Raw genomic sequence first — 15945 nt, 5'->3', positions numbered from 1 at the left:
AGTTTTATTCGATAATGATGCTAGGAGCATTCAATGAAGATAGGAGAGAAACGGATCAGCTTTGTGGAGAAATGATTTGACAAATTGAAAGGAGAATGGCGATGAAAATCACAACAGTTCGTACGAAACTCATGTTGTTATTATTACCATTTTTATTATTTGCCTTTAGTATTTTGTCAGGCATCGGCTATTATTTTTCCAATCAAGCCTTAGAGCAGAGCGCTAGAGAAACAGCACTGGCCATGAGTTCTGATTACTCACATCAAGTGCGGGATGCTATTAACGAACGGGTTATTGATCTTGAAAATTTGGCTAGTAACTGGACTGTGAAAAATCATAATGATATGGGTCTGATTGTCAAGTTACTACAAGAAACTCATGACCGTATCGGTAATTTTGATAATATTAACTACCTTTTACCGTCGGGTGAAGGGGTTCGTTATAATGGAACAACTACAAATGTAGCGGATCGTGACTACGTAAAAGCGGTTGTTAGTACGAAAAAGATTTATATTTCTGACCCCATATTGACAAGAGGGACAGGGCGCATGGGGGTTATCATTGCCGTTCCTGTTTTGGAGCAAGGAAACTTGACCGGGATCATTACTGGCAATGTATCGCTTGATAAGGTTACTGATTTAATTAAAGACAGTCGTTTCAAGGAAACTGGTTTTGTGGCGATTGCTGACAATAACGGCATGCTCATCGGTCATTCGCGCCAACCTGAACTTGTTGGTAACGTGAATTTTATGGATCGCAAAGTTAGTGATGCTGTCAAAACGACGCTGCCAGAAGTGGATAGCCGGTTTACGGCTCACTTTACGTCGGTTGCTGGTGGCAAGACGGTCATTGGTCAATATAAAAATCTCGATGGGGTTAGTCATGTGGCTGGCTTTGCGCCGATTTCCTTACCAGGAGGTAAGCAGTGGGTTACGATTGTATCAGCGCCTGAGGCGGAAGTTTTTGCAGCGACGAACCGATTGGCCAAAACACTGCTCTTTGTCTCGATAGCCGCTTTATTAGCTGCCGTGTTTTTTATCATTTGGATTAGTAATCGTTTTGCTAAACCGATTCAATGGATTCGCGATGAATGCCAGCTTTTGGCCCGAGGGGATCTGTGCCCTGTTGCGTCGAAAGTGCAGTCAGACGATGAACTGGGACAACTGGCGCAAAGTTTTGCGGATATGCGTCTTACGCTGTGTCAGCTTGTGCAGCGGGTGAAAGAGCAAGCGGAGGCAGTGAATAGTTCAGGCAGTCAGCTTAGGGAAAGCGCGGATCAATCGGCGCAGGCTTCGAATTTAGTGGCTCATTCTATTACGGAAATTGCTGGCGGTATGGCGGCAACGGCTGCTTCGGCGACTCATATCGCTGAAATTATTGATAACATGTCGAATCGCACAGCTCAAATAGCTGAGACGGCTCAAGCTGCTGCGGGAATTGCTCAAAATACGGCGAAAGAGGCTGAAATTGGTCAGAAAGCGGTTGGACAGGCTGTAGGGCAAATGGAACAGATTAATTCGGGGTCACAAGCAGTAGCCGCCGCGATTGAACAATTAGCAAAAGGCTCAGATGCAATTCGTCCGATCGTGGAAATGATTTCGGAAATTGCTGGTCAAACGAATTTATTGGCCTTGAATGCCGCAATTGAGGCGGCTCGTGCCGGCGAGCAAGGCCGTGGGTTTGCCGTCGTAGCGGAAGAAGTAAGGAAATTAGCTGAGCAATCCAATCAGGCTGCCCAGAAAGTTACTTTACTGATTCAGGAAAATCAAACGAATATGGATCAGGCGATTGCTGCGGTACAGCTTGGTACAGAAGGGGTGCGCGTTGGTCGGGAAGTCGTGAATTCTGCTGGGAAAACCCTGGAAAATATTATGATAGCCATTGTAGCTTTATCAGAGCAGATGAAGGGGATTTCTGATTCGATCCAAACAATGGCGGATCATAGCAAATCAGTAGCTAAGGAAATTCACGGTGTCGATACCGTGAGTCGTAAGACAGCCGCGGAAGCTGAAACTGTTTCTGCCGCTACAGAGGAACAAGCTGCATCTATGGCGGAAATTGCATCGGCAAGTAAACGGTTAGCTGATCTTGCTGTAGATCTAAAGACAGCCGTAGAAAAATTTTCTGTGTAATTTTATATTTAATTACACTTGCATATTAAGCTGTCTTGTTTTATAATTATAAACGTTTTCGATGTACACACTAAAACTACATATTTCCGGATGAAGTTTGCGAGAGAGAGGCTGAATCAGCCCGCCGAAGGAGTAAAACTCTCAGGTACTCATAAAATTGGGTGATATCGTAAAGGGACGGGACTCTGGAGAGATCCGAGCGCATCGGACGCCGAAGGTGAAATACAGCAGAATTGCTGGCAAAGCTCTCAGGCAAAAGGACAGAGACAAAAAGTGCGAATGTGTTTAGTTTGTTTTATTCGTATTTTCTTTGTGATTCCAGAGTCAAATCATAGCTGATTTGACTCTGTTTGTTTTTGGGGGAGCTTTTTGGCATCGCTGCATGTAAGGTACATCGCAGATCAGTAAAGAAAGCAGCGATAGCTGTAAAAGGAGAGATTTTGAGATGGGGAAAAAATGGTTTCGGAGTATGACAGCGGCGCTTTTGGTACTGATGGCAGCCAGTTTTTTAGGGGGCTGTGGCGCTAGTTCTTCCAATGAAGTGCAAATTGGTCTACTGAATGAATTAACAGGCGGCAACGCTACCATGGGAAATTCTACTACGAATGGTGCGAAGCTAGCGATTAAAGAAGCGAACGCGAAAGGTGGCGTCTTGGGAAAACAAATTAAAGCCGTAGTGGCTGATAATAAAAGCGAGCCGTCTGAATCGGCTAATGCCATGACGAAACTAGCGACACAAGATCGTGTAGCAGCTGTTACCGGTATCTTTTCTAGTTCTAACGCCATTGCCGCTTCGAGCGTAGCTGAGTCGGTAAAAGTACCGCTGTTGGCAGTGGGGGCGACAAATCCCAAAGTAACAGTCGACGAAGGCACTGGTAAGGTAAAGGATTATACTTTTCGAGTTTGCTTTATTGATCCTTTCCAGGGGACCGTTGGCGCCAACTTTGTTTTAAATAATTTGAAACTGAAGAGCGCTGTTATTCTTGTCGATAACAGCAGTGACTATAGTAAAGGGTTGGCCGCTTTCTTCAAGAATGCCTTTACTAAGGGTGGCGGCGCCGTGCTTGCTGAAGAAGCGTATTTGCAGAAAGATCAGGATTTCAAAACGATTTTGACGAAAGTAAAAGGATTACATGCTGATATTATTTATGTGCCTGGTTATTATGAAGAGGTAGGCAAGATTGTAAAACAAGCTAGAGAACTTGGAATCACATCGCCCATGCTTGGCGGCGATGGTTGGGATTCGCCTAAACTCGTAGAGATTGCTACGCCAGAAGCGCTTAACAATACTTATTTCACGAACCATTATGCGGTTGATAACACAAATCCCACATCGCAGGCTTTTGTGGCTGCCTATAAACAAGAATATGGCCAATCGCCTGATGCCATGGCGGTACTTGGCTATGATGCAGCTAATGTTCTGATTCATGCCATTCAGCAGGCTAATAGTTTAGAGCCGGCGAAGATCCGTGAAGCTTTGGCGGCGACAAAAGATTTTGCTGCAATTACGGGAAATATTACATTGAATGCGACGCATGATGCCGTAAAAAATGCGGTAATCATCGAAATGAAAGATGGCAAACAAGTCTTTAAAGCGACAGTCAATCCCTGATTTAGCGATAGACGAGAATATAATACAAGAAATTTTGTAAAAATAGGAGCAGCAGGAATGATTTAGAATTCCTGCTGCTCTTACATATTTTGTGAAAAAATATACTTGATAAGACAGTGAACTTTTTGGAGAATTATCGGGAATTGCAGTATGTAGACAGAAATGACGAAAAACAAGACATAATACGAACAAAATAATAGACATATTAGACAAAGTTGTCATTTTAATTTTCAGATTATTTGAAAGAAAACGTATATTTTGAACGGTTTTTCTGCAAATAAAGCCAAGTCTAATTTTTGTCGGAAAAGCTGGTATGGATCTTGCAATATAAAGATGGTGAGAGCCAAAGGGACTCTTGCCAGAATAAGAGAGAAAACTGTGAGGGGGTATTTTAATGAAAGAAGCAGTTATTGTGAGTGCTGTACGTACGGCTGTTGGCAGTTTCAATGGTTCATTGGCGTCACTGTCGGCGGTAGAACTGGGGGAAATCGTAATTCGTGAAGCCTTGTGCCGAGCAAAAGTGAATCCAGAGCTTGTTGATGAAGTGATTATGGGCAATGTATTGCAGGCTGGTCTTGGCCAGAATCCGGCAAGGCAGGCTGCTGTTAAGGCGGGGATTCCGAAAGAAGTTCCGGCATTTACTGTAAATAAAGTTTGCGGCAGTGGTTTAAAGACGGTGAATCTAGCGGCACAGGCTATTATTGCCGGCGATGCTGATATTATTGTAGCAGGCGGCATGGAAAGCATGTCGAATGCACCCTATCTGTTAGGCAATCAGGCGCGGTGGGGCTATCGTATGGGCCATAGTAAAGTAATTGACAGTATGATCCATGATGGTTTATGGTGCGCGTTTGAAGATTATCATATGGGTATTACCGCCGAAAATGTGGCGGAGAAGTTTGGTATTACCCGCGAAATGCAAGATGAGCTCGCAGCATTATCACAGCAACGAGCGATTGCTGCCATTGAAGCGGGGGCTTTTAAAGAAGAAATTGTACCAGTTACCTTGAAAACTCGTCGGGGCGAGACTGTTTTTGCTGTAGATGAATATCCGAAAGCGGGTACGACTAAAGAAACAGTAGGTAAACTCAAGGCGGCTTTTCGTAAAGATGGTTCAGTGACAGCTGCTAATGCGTCGGGAATTAATGACGGTGCTGCGGCGCTTGTCATTATGAGCGCTGAAAAATGCGCCGAATTAAAGCTTACGCCGTTAGCGAAGATTCGTTCCTATGGTGCAGCTGGTGTGGATCCGTCCATTATGGGGATTGGTCCGATTCCTGCTACACGGAAAGCTTTGCAGAAAGCGGGTCTTTCTGTAGCGGATCTTGATTTAATTGAAGCAAATGAAGCCTTTGCGGCGCAATTCTTGGCTGTTGGTAAAGAATTAGGCTTTGATCAAGAAAAAGTGAATGTCAATGGCGGTGCGATTGCAATTGGTCACCCGATTGGGGCCAGCGGGGCGCGGATTCTTGTTACATTGCTTCATGCCTTAAAACAGCGCGATCAAAAGATCGGCCTAGCTACGCTTTGCATTGGCGGCGGCCAAGGAATCGCGACAATTGTGGAAAGAATATAAGGAGGAGATAATATGGCTATAGAAAAAGTGCTAGTAATTGGCGCCGGACAAATGGGTAGCGGCATTGCTCAAGTTATGGCGCAAAGCGGTTTAGCCGTAGTTTTGCGTGATATCAAAGAAGAATTTGTTCAAAAAGGGTTTCAGGGAATTCAAAAGAATCTGGCGAAGCAAGCTGAGAAAGGCAAAATAACGGAAGCCGAAGCGGCGTCCATTTTAGAACGGATTTGTCCAGTTACCGAAATGGATGCAGCTGCCTGCAAAGTGGATCTTGTGATTGAAGCTGCTATTGAAAATATGGCCATTAAAGCGGACATTTTTGGTCAGCTCGACGCTTTATGTCCTGATCATACCATTTTTGCCACGAATACTTCATCGTTGCCGATTACCGCTGTAGCAGCTAAGACGAAACGACCAGACCGCTTTATTGGAATGCATTTCTTCAATCCAGCGCCAGTTATGAAGCTTGTGGAAGTGATTCGCGGTTTGGCTACGAGTGAAGAAACGTATCAAGCTGTCTATAATTTAGCAGTTCAGACAGGTAAGTCGCCAGTGACAATTCATGATGCGCCTGGTTTTGCTGGCAATCGTATTATGATTCCCATGATTAATGAAGCTATTTTTACGTATGCCGAGGGCGTTGCTTCCGTAGAAGATATTGATGCTGTGGCGAAGTTAGGTTTTAATCACCCCATGGGACCGCTAGCTTTATCAGACTTGATTGGCAATGACACGGTACTGGCGATAATGGAAGTTCTCTATGAAGGTTATGGTGATCCTAAATATCGGCCTTGTCCGCTGCTCAAAAAGATGGTCCAGGCTGGGTATTTAGGGAGAAAGACAGGCAAAGGCTTCTACGATTATAAGAGCTAAGCTGTAAAGTTCGCCAGGAAGAACATCTTCCTGGCCTTTTTTTGACAAAAAAATAATAAAAGTACTAAAAATCAAATATTCAAAAATATTTATAATGCTTTATTTATCTTTAAAAATCGTTATAAATCATCATTTTTGAAAAATAAACCACTCATAATTCCATAATTGACGATTTACTTACATTATGATATCTTTATTGTGAATTATATTAAAGGAGGTATGGAATGAGTCACGGAAATGAGCAAAAAATGCAAATTGTTGTCGCAGACCCTTCCGCATTAGGTCTTTTTGGGTTAGCAATGGTTACTTTGGTGGCGGCATCGCAAAAATTAGCCTGGACTACAGGTGTATCTTTCGTGATTCCCTGGGCAATTTTTTTGGGTTCTATTGCCCAGATGATGGCTTGCGTTTATGATTTCAAGCATAATAATCTGTTTGGCGCTACTGTTTTTGGCGCCTATGGTCTGTTCTGGATTAGTGTAGCTATGGCTTGGATGATTAAAGCCGGGGTGTTTGGCGCTACTTTAGCGAATACAGCCGATCTGAAACAGCTTGGTTTTGCCTTTATTGGTTATCTTATTTTTTCGCTGTTTGGGACAGTAGCGGCAGCAGAGACGAATAAGATTATTTTTTCGATTATGGTCTTAATTGATGTATTATTTATTACGTTGGCGCTCGATAGCTTCGGGGTTCACTGGGCTCATTCGATTGCTGCTTGGACAGAATTGACGATTTCGATGCTAGGTTTTTACGGTTCAGGCGCGACGTTTCTTAATAATTGGTTTAACAAGCCTTTTCTGCCATTAGGGAAACCCTTTGGCGTCTTTAAATAAAACTCTTTTTAAATAAGAAGAAGCCCTCTTACCAGCCTTGCTTAACAGCAAGCTAGTACAGAGGGCTTCTTCTTTATGTTGTTACTCTACCAGGCAGAAGCCGCCTTGGCAGAGCGCCATTTCAATGTCGGGGTCGTATTCCTGAGGCAAATTTACACGAGTTGTTGCTGTATGGTGATCTTGGACATAGCGAATTTCATGAATACCAAGACGATAGTAGACAAGTTTCGGGTCATCCGGTCCAGTAAAGTATTTTTGTAAGGCCGGAACTTCTCTAAAAATAATTTCTTTTTGCACGGCTAATTCTTTTTGGATACCTAGTTGCGCATGGAGACGACCATAGATATTGACAAGTTCGCCATTTTTGCCATAGACGCAAAGTTCAACGCGGGGATTTTTTTCAATTTCGCTGAATTGTCTTGTTTCACAGCTATTGAAAAGCCAGATATGGCCATCCTTATCAATATAAGGATACATGGGGCGTACATGAGGGCGATTGTCCTCTACTGTGCCGACAAAAGCGATTTCGCTTTTGACAAGATCAATGACTTGTTGTTCGTACATTTCAGAGACCTCCTCTTGTTTGTAACGTTAAATTCCTATTTCGTCAAAGAAAAAAGGATTCCTGCTGGATAATTATTTTTTCGTTCTTTTTACACAGAAAAATCATCTTTTTTTGGTGGCTTGTTACATAGACGGCGCTTCTTTTTTCTTGTTATTATAATAAAGTAACTATTTGGATTTTAAGGAGCGTGTTACGATGAAACTGAATTTTTATATGCCTACCAAGGTATTCTTTGGGGAAAACTGTTTGGCTGAGCAAGCGGCGCAGTTCAAGCAGCTTGGCACAAAAGCCTTTATTGCTACAGGCAAAAGCTCGGCGCAAAATGGATCGCTGGCGGCGGTTATGGCGGCCTTAACAGCAAGCAATATTGATTATACGCTGTTTGATCGTATTTCCAGTAATCCTTCAGTTACTTTAGTCCGCGAAGCGGCACAGTTGGCCAGGGAGGCAAAAGCTGATTTTATTATTGGAATTGGCGGCGGCTCGCCCATGGATGCGGCAAAAGCAATCGCTGTATTAACTTATAATGAAGTTGATGATATTCGCCTGTTTAGCGGTCCCTATGATCAGCCAGTGCTGCCTGTTGTTGCCGTGCCTACTACAGCTGGTACTGGCAGTGAAGTGACGCAGTATTCCATTTTGACCAATGAGAAAGAAGAAACTAAGACAAGTATTGCTAGTGAAGTGATTTTTCCGAAACTGGCCTTTTTAGATCCTGAATTTATGACCGATCTGCCCCAGCGAGTAACGATTCATACGGCGGTTGATGCCTTGTCTCATGCGGTGGAAGGCTATCTTTCTACCAAGGCAACGACTATAAGCAGTTTGGTTGCAACTGAGAGTATGACGCTGCTCGGCGAATGTTTACAGCAGCTTACTGGACCGATTGATCAGTCTGTGCGGGCCAAGCTTTTATATGCATCCATGCTCGGGGGGATGGTCATTGCGCATACGGGGACAACGGCAGTTCATGCCATGGGCTATTCGCTCACGTACTTTAAAGGTATTGATCATGGGCGGGCTAACGGTCTGTTGCTTGGCGAATATTTGGCAGTTTTAGCGCCAAGCCATCCGGAAAAAGTACAAGAGGTTCTTCGCTGTCTTGGATTTTCACAATTAGCAGAATTTAAGCAGGTTCTTGGCCGCCTTCTAGGTGAAAAAGAAAGCGTAACAACAGAAGAAGTAGAGCGTTTTAGCGCCAAAGCCGCTCAGGCTAAAAACCTAGCTAATACGTTAGTTGCTTTGAATCAAGCGGATTTGGCCGGTATCATTAAACGAAGTCTTGCTTAATGAAACAGACTGCTTCACCCTAGAGCTGCAGTAGCTTTTGGTGAAACAGTCTGTTTTTATTTGCTTTATAAAATCTGACTGATATGCATCACTTTAAATTTGCCACCGCTCTTTTGGGCGGCTTTATTCATTTGCACGAGACAGGTAGGGCACTCTGTTACAACGATTTGTGCGGCGCTGTCTTCAATGTTTTGCCGCTTTTTATCAAGCAAGGAATCAGAAATGGCTGGATAGTCCATATGGAAGGTGCCAGCGCCGCCGCAGCAACTGTCAGAACCTTTCATTTCGACGTAATCAGCCGCCGCTTTTAGCAGAGCGCGCGGCTCAGTTCGCAATCCCTGACCTCGCACTAGGTGACAGGGCTCGTGAAAGGTGACCTTCGCTGTTGTTCTCTGCCGCGGCTGATAGCCTGCTTTAACAAGGTATTCAGTAAGATCCATGATTTTTTCACTGAAAGCCTGGGCCTTGGCTTTCCAGAGGGGATCATCCGTAAAATGAGCAGCAATCTGTTTTAAGGTACTGCTACAGCTGGCGCAGTCGCTTACGACGATATCAGCGTCTTCATAGAGGCTGATATTTTTTTTAGCCAGACTCAAAAAGTCTGCTCTTAGTCCATGAGCTAAATGCGGAATGCCGCAGCAGACATTGTCGACAAATTGCGGCTTGGTTAAACTTTGCAGCAAGGCCTTAGTTTCTTTGACAGCCTCAGGAAACATCATTTTCATGCCGCAGCCAAGGAAATAGGCCACTTTGGCATTCTTAGGAATAACCAGGTCTTTTCGGTCTGGGGTCTTCTTGAGAACAGCCGGTCCGGCGAAGGCGGCCATATATTTTTCGCGGGAGAATTCTTTTGGCGCCATGCCGAAAGGGACTAAAGCCTGGAGATTGGTTTTACGCAGGACCGTAAGTGCTGTTGCTGATAGCTTCACAAGCGAGCGGTTTTTCATAATTTGACCGATTGCTTTATATTTTACGGCAGCACCGCCAGAGCGATCAGCTAAATATTGCCGGACAAACATCATGGCTTCGTCAGTTTGAACTTTGTTGGGGCAGCTGGCAACGCAAGTGCGGCATAACAGGCAGAAGTTAACTGACTTTTCCAGTTCGTCTGAGGGCTGTAAGAGACCTTGATAGAGTGCTCTAGTCAGGTTATTCTTACCGCGGGCTGCTGAAGCTTCGATATTTTTGGCGCCAAAGAGCGGGCAGACTGTGAGGCAGGTGCCGCAGCGATCACATTGACTGACAATTTCGTTAGCCTGCACCAATAAGTTTGGTTCTTGACTCATTTGTGGGCAGCCTCCTTATCTTCTGGCAGCCAGATCTTGGCGGGGTTTAAAATACCTTTTGGATCAAGGGCCTGCTTCACGTTCTTTAAGACAGCTAGTCCAGCCTGACCGAGAGCGTTTTCGATATAAGGGCGTTTGGTGAGGCCAATACCGTGTTCCCCTGACAGGGTTCCGCCTAGAGCTAAGGCTTCGGCAAAAATTTCGTCGATGGCTTCATGGGCTCGCTGGGCCTCGTCTTCTTTGGCAATGTCGCATAAGACAGAGGGATGGACATTTCCATCGCCAGCATGACCGTATACGGCAATCGTTAAATCATACTTTTGCGCGATTTTGCCAATGCGGCGAATGGCTTCCGGAAAAGCATCGCGGGGAACGGAAATGTCTTCGCCAAAGCGATTGGGCGCCATAGCGCCGATGGCAGAACTTAAACCACGGCGAATCGACCAGATGCTATCGGCTTCTTCCGGCGTTTTGGCGACACGGACTTCACGAACGTTAAATTCTTTAGCAATTTTTTGGATCTGTCCCGCTTGTTTCATTAGATCTTCTTTGGTTTCACCGTCAATTTCTAAGATGACGCAAGCTTCAATTGCTTGGTCGATATCAAGGTGACGATGGCGGGCAACGGCTTGAATGCTTGTTTTATCCATTAGCTCAGCCGCGGCGGGCACGACGCCGGACTGGAGCATTTTGTGAATCGTATCGCAGGCTCCGTTTAAAGAAGGAAACATGAGCTGCAATGTATTGCGTTCTTTCGGCATGGGGATTAGACGCAAAATGATTTTGGTTACAATCCCCAGCGTTCCCTCTGAGCCTGTGAACAGAGCTGTTAGATTATAGCCTGTTACATTTTTAATGGCTTTACCGCCTGTGTTGATAATGGTGCCATCGGCGAGGACGACTTCAAGGCCCATAACATAATTATTGGTCACGCCGTATTTTACAGCGCGCATGCCTCCGGCGTTTTCTGCAACGTTTCCGCCCAGGGTAGAATATTTCCAACTAGCCGGATCAGGCGGATAAAAGAGACCTTTCGTAGCGCAAAAATTATAGAGTTCCATAGTGCGGACGCCTGGTTCTACCGTAACCATCATGTTTTTTTCGTCAAGCTCCAAGATGGTATTCATTCGGTCTAAGGCTAGTGAAATGCCGCCACATACGGGAATACTACCGCCAGTTCGGCCGCTGGCAGTGCCTCGCGCTGTAACGGGAATTTCTTCGGCGTGGGCAAGCGTCATAATAGCCGACACTTCTTGCGTTGTCCGAGGACGTACGACAATATGAGGCGTATTTTCCAATGAAAAGGGAATAAAAGAGGAGTCGTAAGAATAGCCGAAACGGTCAATTTCTGAGGTGAGAACCTGGTCTGAGCCGACAATATTTTGTAACTTTTCGATAAGTGCAGTTGATACCATAGCAATCCTCCAGCAAACTTTATATTATCTTAATTATCTGATTGTAAATGATAACATAAAAGAAAACTGAAATATAATATGAGATTCACATGGAATCATACCTTTTTGGTATAATTGGCATAGGATGCGCCTTATGAATGTAAGCAGATGTTGGTGAAGCTGATTTTGCTGAAAAGGAGGATTTCGGCAGCTTAATACAGAAAAAGAATATATTTTGCAGATGAGGTGAGGATCGATGCATGATGAAGCGGCACCTGCTCGTAAAATTGTCGAGCAGCAGATTGACTTTCTTGTACCAGGAATGGAAGTAGCGCGTGATGTTACATCAATTGATGGTGTCGTTTTAGTTACAGCTGGAACGGTATTGCAAAAAAGTCATATTACGACAATGCAGAATTGGAATATAGCCAAAATATTTATTTTTGCAGAAATTTTTATGAATCCTATTACCGATCCCAAAGTACAACAGTTTATTAATAGTTATAATCAGTCTGTGACAATTGTTCAAAAAACCTTTGATACGATTCGCGAAACCCAGGAAGTGCCGCTAGAAACTTTCACTCAGACCGCAGATACGATTGCCGAGCAAGTTGTGACGATTGAAAATATGGTAGATCAGCTTTATAACTTGCCTGATTGCGATGATTATACGTTTCGGCATAGTGTAAATGTAAGCGCCGTATCAGCGCTGATCGCTACTTGGTTAAAATATCCTGCTGACAGCGTGAGCGCCGTCGCATTAGCCGGATTGCTTCATGATGTTGGCAAATCTCAGCTACCGCCGGAAATTTTAAATCGGGTAAATCGATTGACCCCTGAGCAATATGAATTGTATAAATCCCATACAACGATTGGCTATGATTTAGCGAAAAAAGCTAAGGGGATCGCTGAGAGCGTTCTTGCAGGAATTGTGGAGCACCATGAGCGAGTAGATGGCTCTGGTTATCCTAATCGTTTGAGTGGCGATGAAATTCATCCCTATGCCCGCATTGTAGCGATTGCTGATCTGTTTGACGAAGCGCTTACAATCGCTGCGGAGAAGCCGGGAGCTCTTAGTCCCTACACAAGCTTAGATAAACTAAGAGAGCAGATTTATTCGATCGATGCCAAAACTTGTATGATTTTCCGTAGTAATATGCTTAATTTTCTCTCAGGAAACCGTGTTATCTTGACAAATGGCCAAGAAGCTCGTGTTGTTTGCATCAATAAGGAGCAGGCGGCAAAATCAATTGTGCAGCTTGATAATGGTAAGGTACTTGACTTAGCAGCAGAAAAAGATCTGTTTATTCACCACGTTATTAAATAAGGGGGGCTTTTTTTGGTACAAGCAGGAAAGAAATTGTTCATAGCTCTGGCTTTTTCGCTGATTTGTTTGTCAAACTACGGAACGGCTGGGGCCAGCGGCGCCTATGATATGAGTGGCGATTTTATCAAACAGTTTAATCAAAATGCTTTAGACCGCGACTATCAGCTTGAATTCAAGCAAGCGAAGACAACCCTTGATTATGTTCAATTAGAATCAAAATATATAAAACTTTGGGAACAAGAACTTGATAATACATATCAGAATTTGTGGCTGCAGCTAGGCGATAAAGACAGGGCGCTGCTCGCTGATACGGAAGAGAATTGGCTGCGTTGGCACAATAAAGAAGCCGAATTTGCCAATACCTTTTTATCGCGTCAAGGTGGATCGATATGGCCTGTTGTTACGGCGAGAACTTATAAGGAAAGACTGCGGGAACGTACCATGGAGCTTATGGAATATCGATATTTGATCCGTCATGAAGTTGGTTTTTTGTATAATGGAATAAGCGATTCGGCCACTCTTCATTAAATAAAAACAGCAGTGAATCCAGCCTAATAAGGCAAGCTGGAATTCACTGCTGTTTTATTGTTAGTTTGTTATGCGGCAGAGGCTTTGCGTTTTGCTTCTAATTCTTTCGCGCCGCGATGCGTTAGAAAACAGAAAAAGATGCAGCAGATAACGCCGCCGAGCAGAGTATAGAAGCCGCCATTCCAACCAACACGGTCAACCATAATCCCAAAGAGGCTTGTTCCCATAGAGGCTCCTAAAATATAGCTCATGAAGCCGCGTAAGCCCACAGCGGAGCCGACAGCAAAGGGCGGCACCACTTCCATGGTTTGAACGGAAGCGAGAAATTGGGGAATGTAGATTAGGCAGCCCACGATAGCAGCGAAAATAGTTGTTGATAATAAGGTCGTACTTTGCCAATAACCGATGAGGCAGAAAAAGATCAAAACCATACTAATAATGGCTGGTGGCATGCGGTAGCCTTTAAAGAATTTATCTGATAAATAACCAGCAAAGAGAGTAGACGGAATAGCCGCCCATTCAAAGATGAGGAAAGCAATGCTCATTTCTGCTTTGCTGAAGTGTTTTACTTCCAGTAGATAGATGGGCAGCCAACTAATCATACCGAAGCGGATCATATAGACAAAGGTATCGACAAGGGATACAAACCAAGCGTTTTTGTTAGGCAGAACGTAGGTTTTAAAAATTTGCCAAGCTGACATATTTTCTGGTGCGGCGCTGTTCTTAGTTACAGAAGTGGTCCCGGTATCTTCTCGGACGATTTGTGATAACGGCGGCAGACCTTCACTGACTGGCGAGCCTTTTAGTAGCAGAAGTACAAGTAAGGAGAAGCCTACAGCTACAAGGGCTGGCACTTGATAACTGGCAATTTGCCAGTGTTCTGTGCCGACAAGGTAAAAACCAATGCCCACAATCGGGGCGACAATGCCACCGCCAACATTATGGGAAATGTTCCAGATGGCGCCGACAATGCCTCTTTCTTTACGGGGAAACCAGTTAGCGATGGTAATGAAGCAGGGACCTACGCCCATCCCTTGAAAGAAGCCGTTTAGGATGACTAAGAGAGCGAACATCCATACTGCAGAGCTGAAGCCCATGAATACGTTGACGATAGCGCAAAGGATAAGGCCAAGGGCCATGTATCTTTTGGGGTTTGCTTTGTCTGATAAACTGCTCATAAGGCCTTTACTGATGCCGTAGGCAATCAGCATATAGCTGCTTAATAGGCCTACATCCGTAGCGCTAAGGTGTAGATTTTGTTTTAAATAAGGTGTTGATAAAGCAAAATTATTGCGGACAATGTAATAGGCGGCATAACCTAAGAAGGAACCAGCTAAAGCTTGCGTGCGTAGCTTTTTATAAACGGACTGGACCTGTTCTCGTGGAATGGGATTTTTGGCCGCTTGGGGCTTTAGAAAAGAAAGCATAGAATCACCTCGTAAAATTTCTTATAATATCATTATGATTTAATAACATTTTTTTCACTAGCGGGACATTTCTGATTTGTTTGTCAGGGGGAACTTGGTGATCTGTCCGGAATTTTCTTACTTTATATTGCGGGATTGAGGAGTCAGTTTATTATGAGGAAAAAACAGTGGCGTTTGGCAGGATTGTTGGGATGTATGGGAGTGTTGCTAGGTGTAATTTTTGTTGCTTGGCCGCATTACGCGGCGCAGCAGCAAGTTGATATTCTATTTCACCAGCGTCTTGATGTGCCCACCGTATCTGCTAAAACACCGAATGCCCAAGCGCTTCGTGTAGCTGTTTCATCGGTGTTGTCACCGAAACAGACGATCGGCTATTATCGGGCGATTGCTGATTATTTAGGAGAAGCTTTAGGACGTCCAGTCATTTTAATTCAGCGGCAAAATTATGGTGAAATTGGTATGCTGCTCTTAAATGGCGGCGCCGATATTGCCTTTTTTTCCGGGGGCGAGTACGCCGCTTACAGTAATTTTACGGATATCGAGCTTTTAGTTAGTCAGGTACGACAGGGAGCGCCTTATTATGAAGGCTATCTTTTGGTCCCTAAAGATAGTACTAGCCAGAGTCTCGCGGACCTACGGGGAAAATCAGTGGCTTTTACTGATCCATTAAGCTATTCCGGCTATAGTTTTATTGCCTATCAACTACGGCAGAATGGCGAGACGCCTGAACGATTTTTTAGTCATTATCTTTACACGTATAGTCATGATAAATCACTGCGGGCTGTAGCGAGTAAAGTCGTCGATGCTGCACCTGTGACGAGTTTGGCTTATAACAAGGCCAAATTAACCGCTCCGGATCTTGCGGCAGCTGTCAGAATTATTGCTGTATCGCCACCAGCGGGGATTGGTCCTGTTGTGGCTGGTAAAACACTTACCGTTGAAGAACGAGAGAAACTGCGCAGTTTGTTTTTATCGATGTATACCGAACCCCGTTTGGCAGCGGCATTACAGGGGTTATTGATTGACCGCTTTATTATGCCTCAGCCAGAATTGTATATAATCAATCGGAAAATGATGGGATCGAATCAGGAAAGGTAATGAGAGG

At 44.3% G+C, this 15945-nt stretch carries 13 protein-coding genes and 2 riboswitches; of the genes, 9 read left to right on the top strand and 4 right to left on the bottom strand.

Annotation, left to right across the window (positions count from 1 at the left end):
• Window positions 1–101: 101 nt before the first annotated feature.
• The 5 genes from AC0MXB_RS10205 to AC0MXB_RS10185 all read left to right on the top strand — a co-directional run bounded on the left by AC0MXB_RS10205 (window position 102) and on the right by AC0MXB_RS10185 (window position 7023).
• Window positions 102–2132 carry a methyl-accepting chemotaxis protein gene (locus AC0MXB_RS10205; protein WP_474039565.1) on the top strand — a complete coding sequence of 677 codons (2031 nt, stop codon included), beginning with the start codon at window positions 102–104 and terminating at the stop codon, window positions 2130–2132.
• A gap of 90 nt (window positions 2133–2222) precedes the next feature.
• Window positions 2223–2295: riboswitch (glycine riboswitch) on the top strand.
• A gap of 12 nt (window positions 2296–2307) precedes the next feature.
• A riboswitch (glycine riboswitch) is annotated at window positions 2308–2406 on the top strand.
• Window positions 2407–2577: 171 nt separating this feature from the next.
• Window positions 2578–3744 carry an ABC transporter substrate-binding protein gene (locus AC0MXB_RS10200; protein WP_474039564.1) on the top strand — a complete coding sequence of 389 codons (1167 nt, stop codon included), beginning with the start codon at window positions 2578–2580 and terminating at the stop codon, window positions 3742–3744.
• A 394-nt stretch (window positions 3745–4138) separates the two neighbouring features.
• Window positions 4139–5320, top strand: coding sequence for an acetyl-CoA C-acetyltransferase (locus AC0MXB_RS10195; RefSeq protein ID WP_474039563.1), 1182 nt, complete (start codon window positions 4139–4141; stop codon window positions 5318–5320).
• Window positions 5321–5332: 12 nt separating this feature from the next.
• Entirely contained in the window at window positions 5333–6190 is an 858-nt protein-coding gene (locus tag AC0MXB_RS10190) for a 3-hydroxybutyryl-CoA dehydrogenase (RefSeq protein WP_474039562.1), read from the top strand.
• A gap of 224 nt (window positions 6191–6414) precedes the next feature.
• Complete coding sequence (locus AC0MXB_RS10185; RefSeq protein WP_474039561.1) at window positions 6415–7023, top strand: acetate uptake transporter; 609 nt, start codon at window positions 6415–6417, stop codon at window positions 7021–7023.
• 81 nt (window positions 7024–7104) lie between these two features.
• Here the strand turns inward: AC0MXB_RS10185 and AC0MXB_RS10180 are convergent, their stop codons facing one another.
• Entirely contained in the window at window positions 7105–7587 is a 483-nt protein-coding gene (locus AC0MXB_RS10180; protein ID WP_474039560.1) for a pyridoxamine 5'-phosphate oxidase family protein, read from the bottom strand.
• A gap of 196 nt (window positions 7588–7783) precedes the next feature.
• On the opposite strand from AC0MXB_RS10180, the gene AC0MXB_RS10175 reads away from it, so the two are divergent.
• A complete protein-coding gene (locus AC0MXB_RS10175; RefSeq protein WP_474039559.1) occupies window positions 7784–8878 on the top strand; it encodes an iron-containing alcohol dehydrogenase family protein in 1095 nt (364 codons plus the stop codon).
• Window positions 8879–8943: 65 nt separating this feature from the next.
• Here the strand turns inward: AC0MXB_RS10175 and AC0MXB_RS10170 are convergent, their stop codons facing one another.
• On the bottom strand, window positions 8944–10164 hold the full coding sequence (locus AC0MXB_RS10170) for a (Fe-S)-binding protein (protein WP_474039558.1): 1221 nt from the start codon (window positions 10162–10164) through the stop codon (window positions 8944–8946).
• Window positions 10161–11579 carry an FAD-binding oxidoreductase gene (locus AC0MXB_RS10165; protein WP_474039557.1) on the bottom strand — a complete coding sequence of 473 codons (1419 nt, stop codon included), beginning with the start codon at window positions 11577–11579 and terminating at the stop codon, window positions 10161–10163. The genes AC0MXB_RS10170 and AC0MXB_RS10165 overlap by 4 nt, the downstream gene beginning before the upstream one ends.
• 235 nt (window positions 11580–11814) lie before the next feature.
• On the opposite strand from AC0MXB_RS10165, the gene AC0MXB_RS10160 reads away from it, so the two are divergent.
• Both AC0MXB_RS10160 and AC0MXB_RS10155 read left to right on the top strand, forming a co-directional pair.
• Window positions 11815–12885, top strand: a complete 1071-nt coding sequence (locus tag AC0MXB_RS10160; protein ID WP_474039556.1) for an HD-GYP domain-containing protein — start codon at window positions 11815–11817, stop codon at window positions 12883–12885.
• A 12-nt stretch (window positions 12886–12897) separates the two neighbouring features.
• Entirely contained in the window at window positions 12898–13413 is a 516-nt protein-coding gene (locus AC0MXB_RS10155) for a lysozyme inhibitor LprI family protein (RefSeq protein WP_474039555.1), read from the top strand.
• A gap of 68 nt (window positions 13414–13481) precedes the next feature.
• Here the strand turns inward: AC0MXB_RS10155 and pgtP are convergent, their stop codons facing one another.
• A complete protein-coding gene (pgtP, locus tag AC0MXB_RS10150; protein WP_474039554.1) occupies window positions 13482–14840 on the bottom strand; it encodes a phosphoglycerate transporter PgtP in 1359 nt (452 codons plus the stop codon).
• A 153-nt stretch (window positions 14841–14993) separates the two neighbouring features.
• Between pgtP and AC0MXB_RS10145 the strand changes: the two genes are divergently transcribed.
• Window positions 14994–15938, top strand: coding sequence for a substrate-binding domain-containing protein (locus tag AC0MXB_RS10145; protein ID WP_474039553.1), 945 nt, complete (start codon window positions 14994–14996; stop codon window positions 15936–15938).
• Window positions 15939–15945: the final 7 nt, after the last annotated feature.

Source organism: Pelorhabdus sp. sgz311001 (genome assembly GCF_055901755.1).
Note: the sequence above shows the minus strand (reverse complement) of the source record. Positions and strands in the feature narration are given on the sequence as shown.

What these genes read in the sequence shown, in the direction of transcription:
- AC0MXB_RS10205 (WP_474039565.1), top strand. Translation starts at nt 102, where the DNA reads ATGAAAATCACAACAGTTCGTACGAAACTCATGTTGTTATTATTACCA.
- AC0MXB_RS10200 (WP_474039564.1), top strand. Translation starts at nt 2,578, where the DNA reads ATGGGGAAAAAATGGTTTCGGAGTATGACAGCGGCGCTTTTGGTACTG.
- AC0MXB_RS10195 (WP_474039563.1), top strand. Translation starts at nt 4,139, where the DNA reads ATGAAAGAAGCAGTTATTGTGAGTGCTGTACGTACGGCTGTTGGCAGT.
- AC0MXB_RS10190 (WP_474039562.1), top strand. Translation starts at nt 5,333, where the DNA reads ATGGCTATAGAAAAAGTGCTAGTAATTGGCGCCGGACAAATGGGTAGC.
- AC0MXB_RS10185 (WP_474039561.1), top strand. Translation starts at nt 6,415, where the DNA reads ATGAGTCACGGAAATGAGCAAAAAATGCAAATTGTTGTCGCAGACCCT.
- AC0MXB_RS10180 (WP_474039560.1), bottom strand. Translation starts at nt 7,587, where the DNA reads ATGTACGAACAACAAGTCATTGATCTTGTCAAAAGCGAAATCGCTTTT.
- AC0MXB_RS10175 (WP_474039559.1), top strand. Translation starts at nt 7,784, where the DNA reads ATGAAACTGAATTTTTATATGCCTACCAAGGTATTCTTTGGGGAAAAC.
- AC0MXB_RS10170 (WP_474039558.1), bottom strand. Translation starts at nt 10,164, where the DNA reads ATGAGTCAAGAACCAAACTTATTGGTGCAGGCTAACGAAATTGTCAGT.
- AC0MXB_RS10165 (WP_474039557.1), bottom strand. Translation starts at nt 11,579, where the DNA reads ATGGTATCAACTGCACTTATCGAAAAGTTACAAAATATTGTCGGCTCA.
- AC0MXB_RS10160 (WP_474039556.1), top strand. Translation starts at nt 11,815, where the DNA reads ATGCATGATGAAGCGGCACCTGCTCGTAAAATTGTCGAGCAGCAGATT.
- pgtP (WP_474039554.1), bottom strand. Translation starts at nt 14,840, where the DNA reads ATGCTTTCTTTTCTAAAGCCCCAAGCGGCCAAAAATCCCATTCCACGA.
- AC0MXB_RS10145 (WP_474039553.1), top strand. Translation starts at nt 14,994, where the DNA reads ATGAGGAAAAAACAGTGGCGTTTGGCAGGATTGTTGGGATGTATGGGA.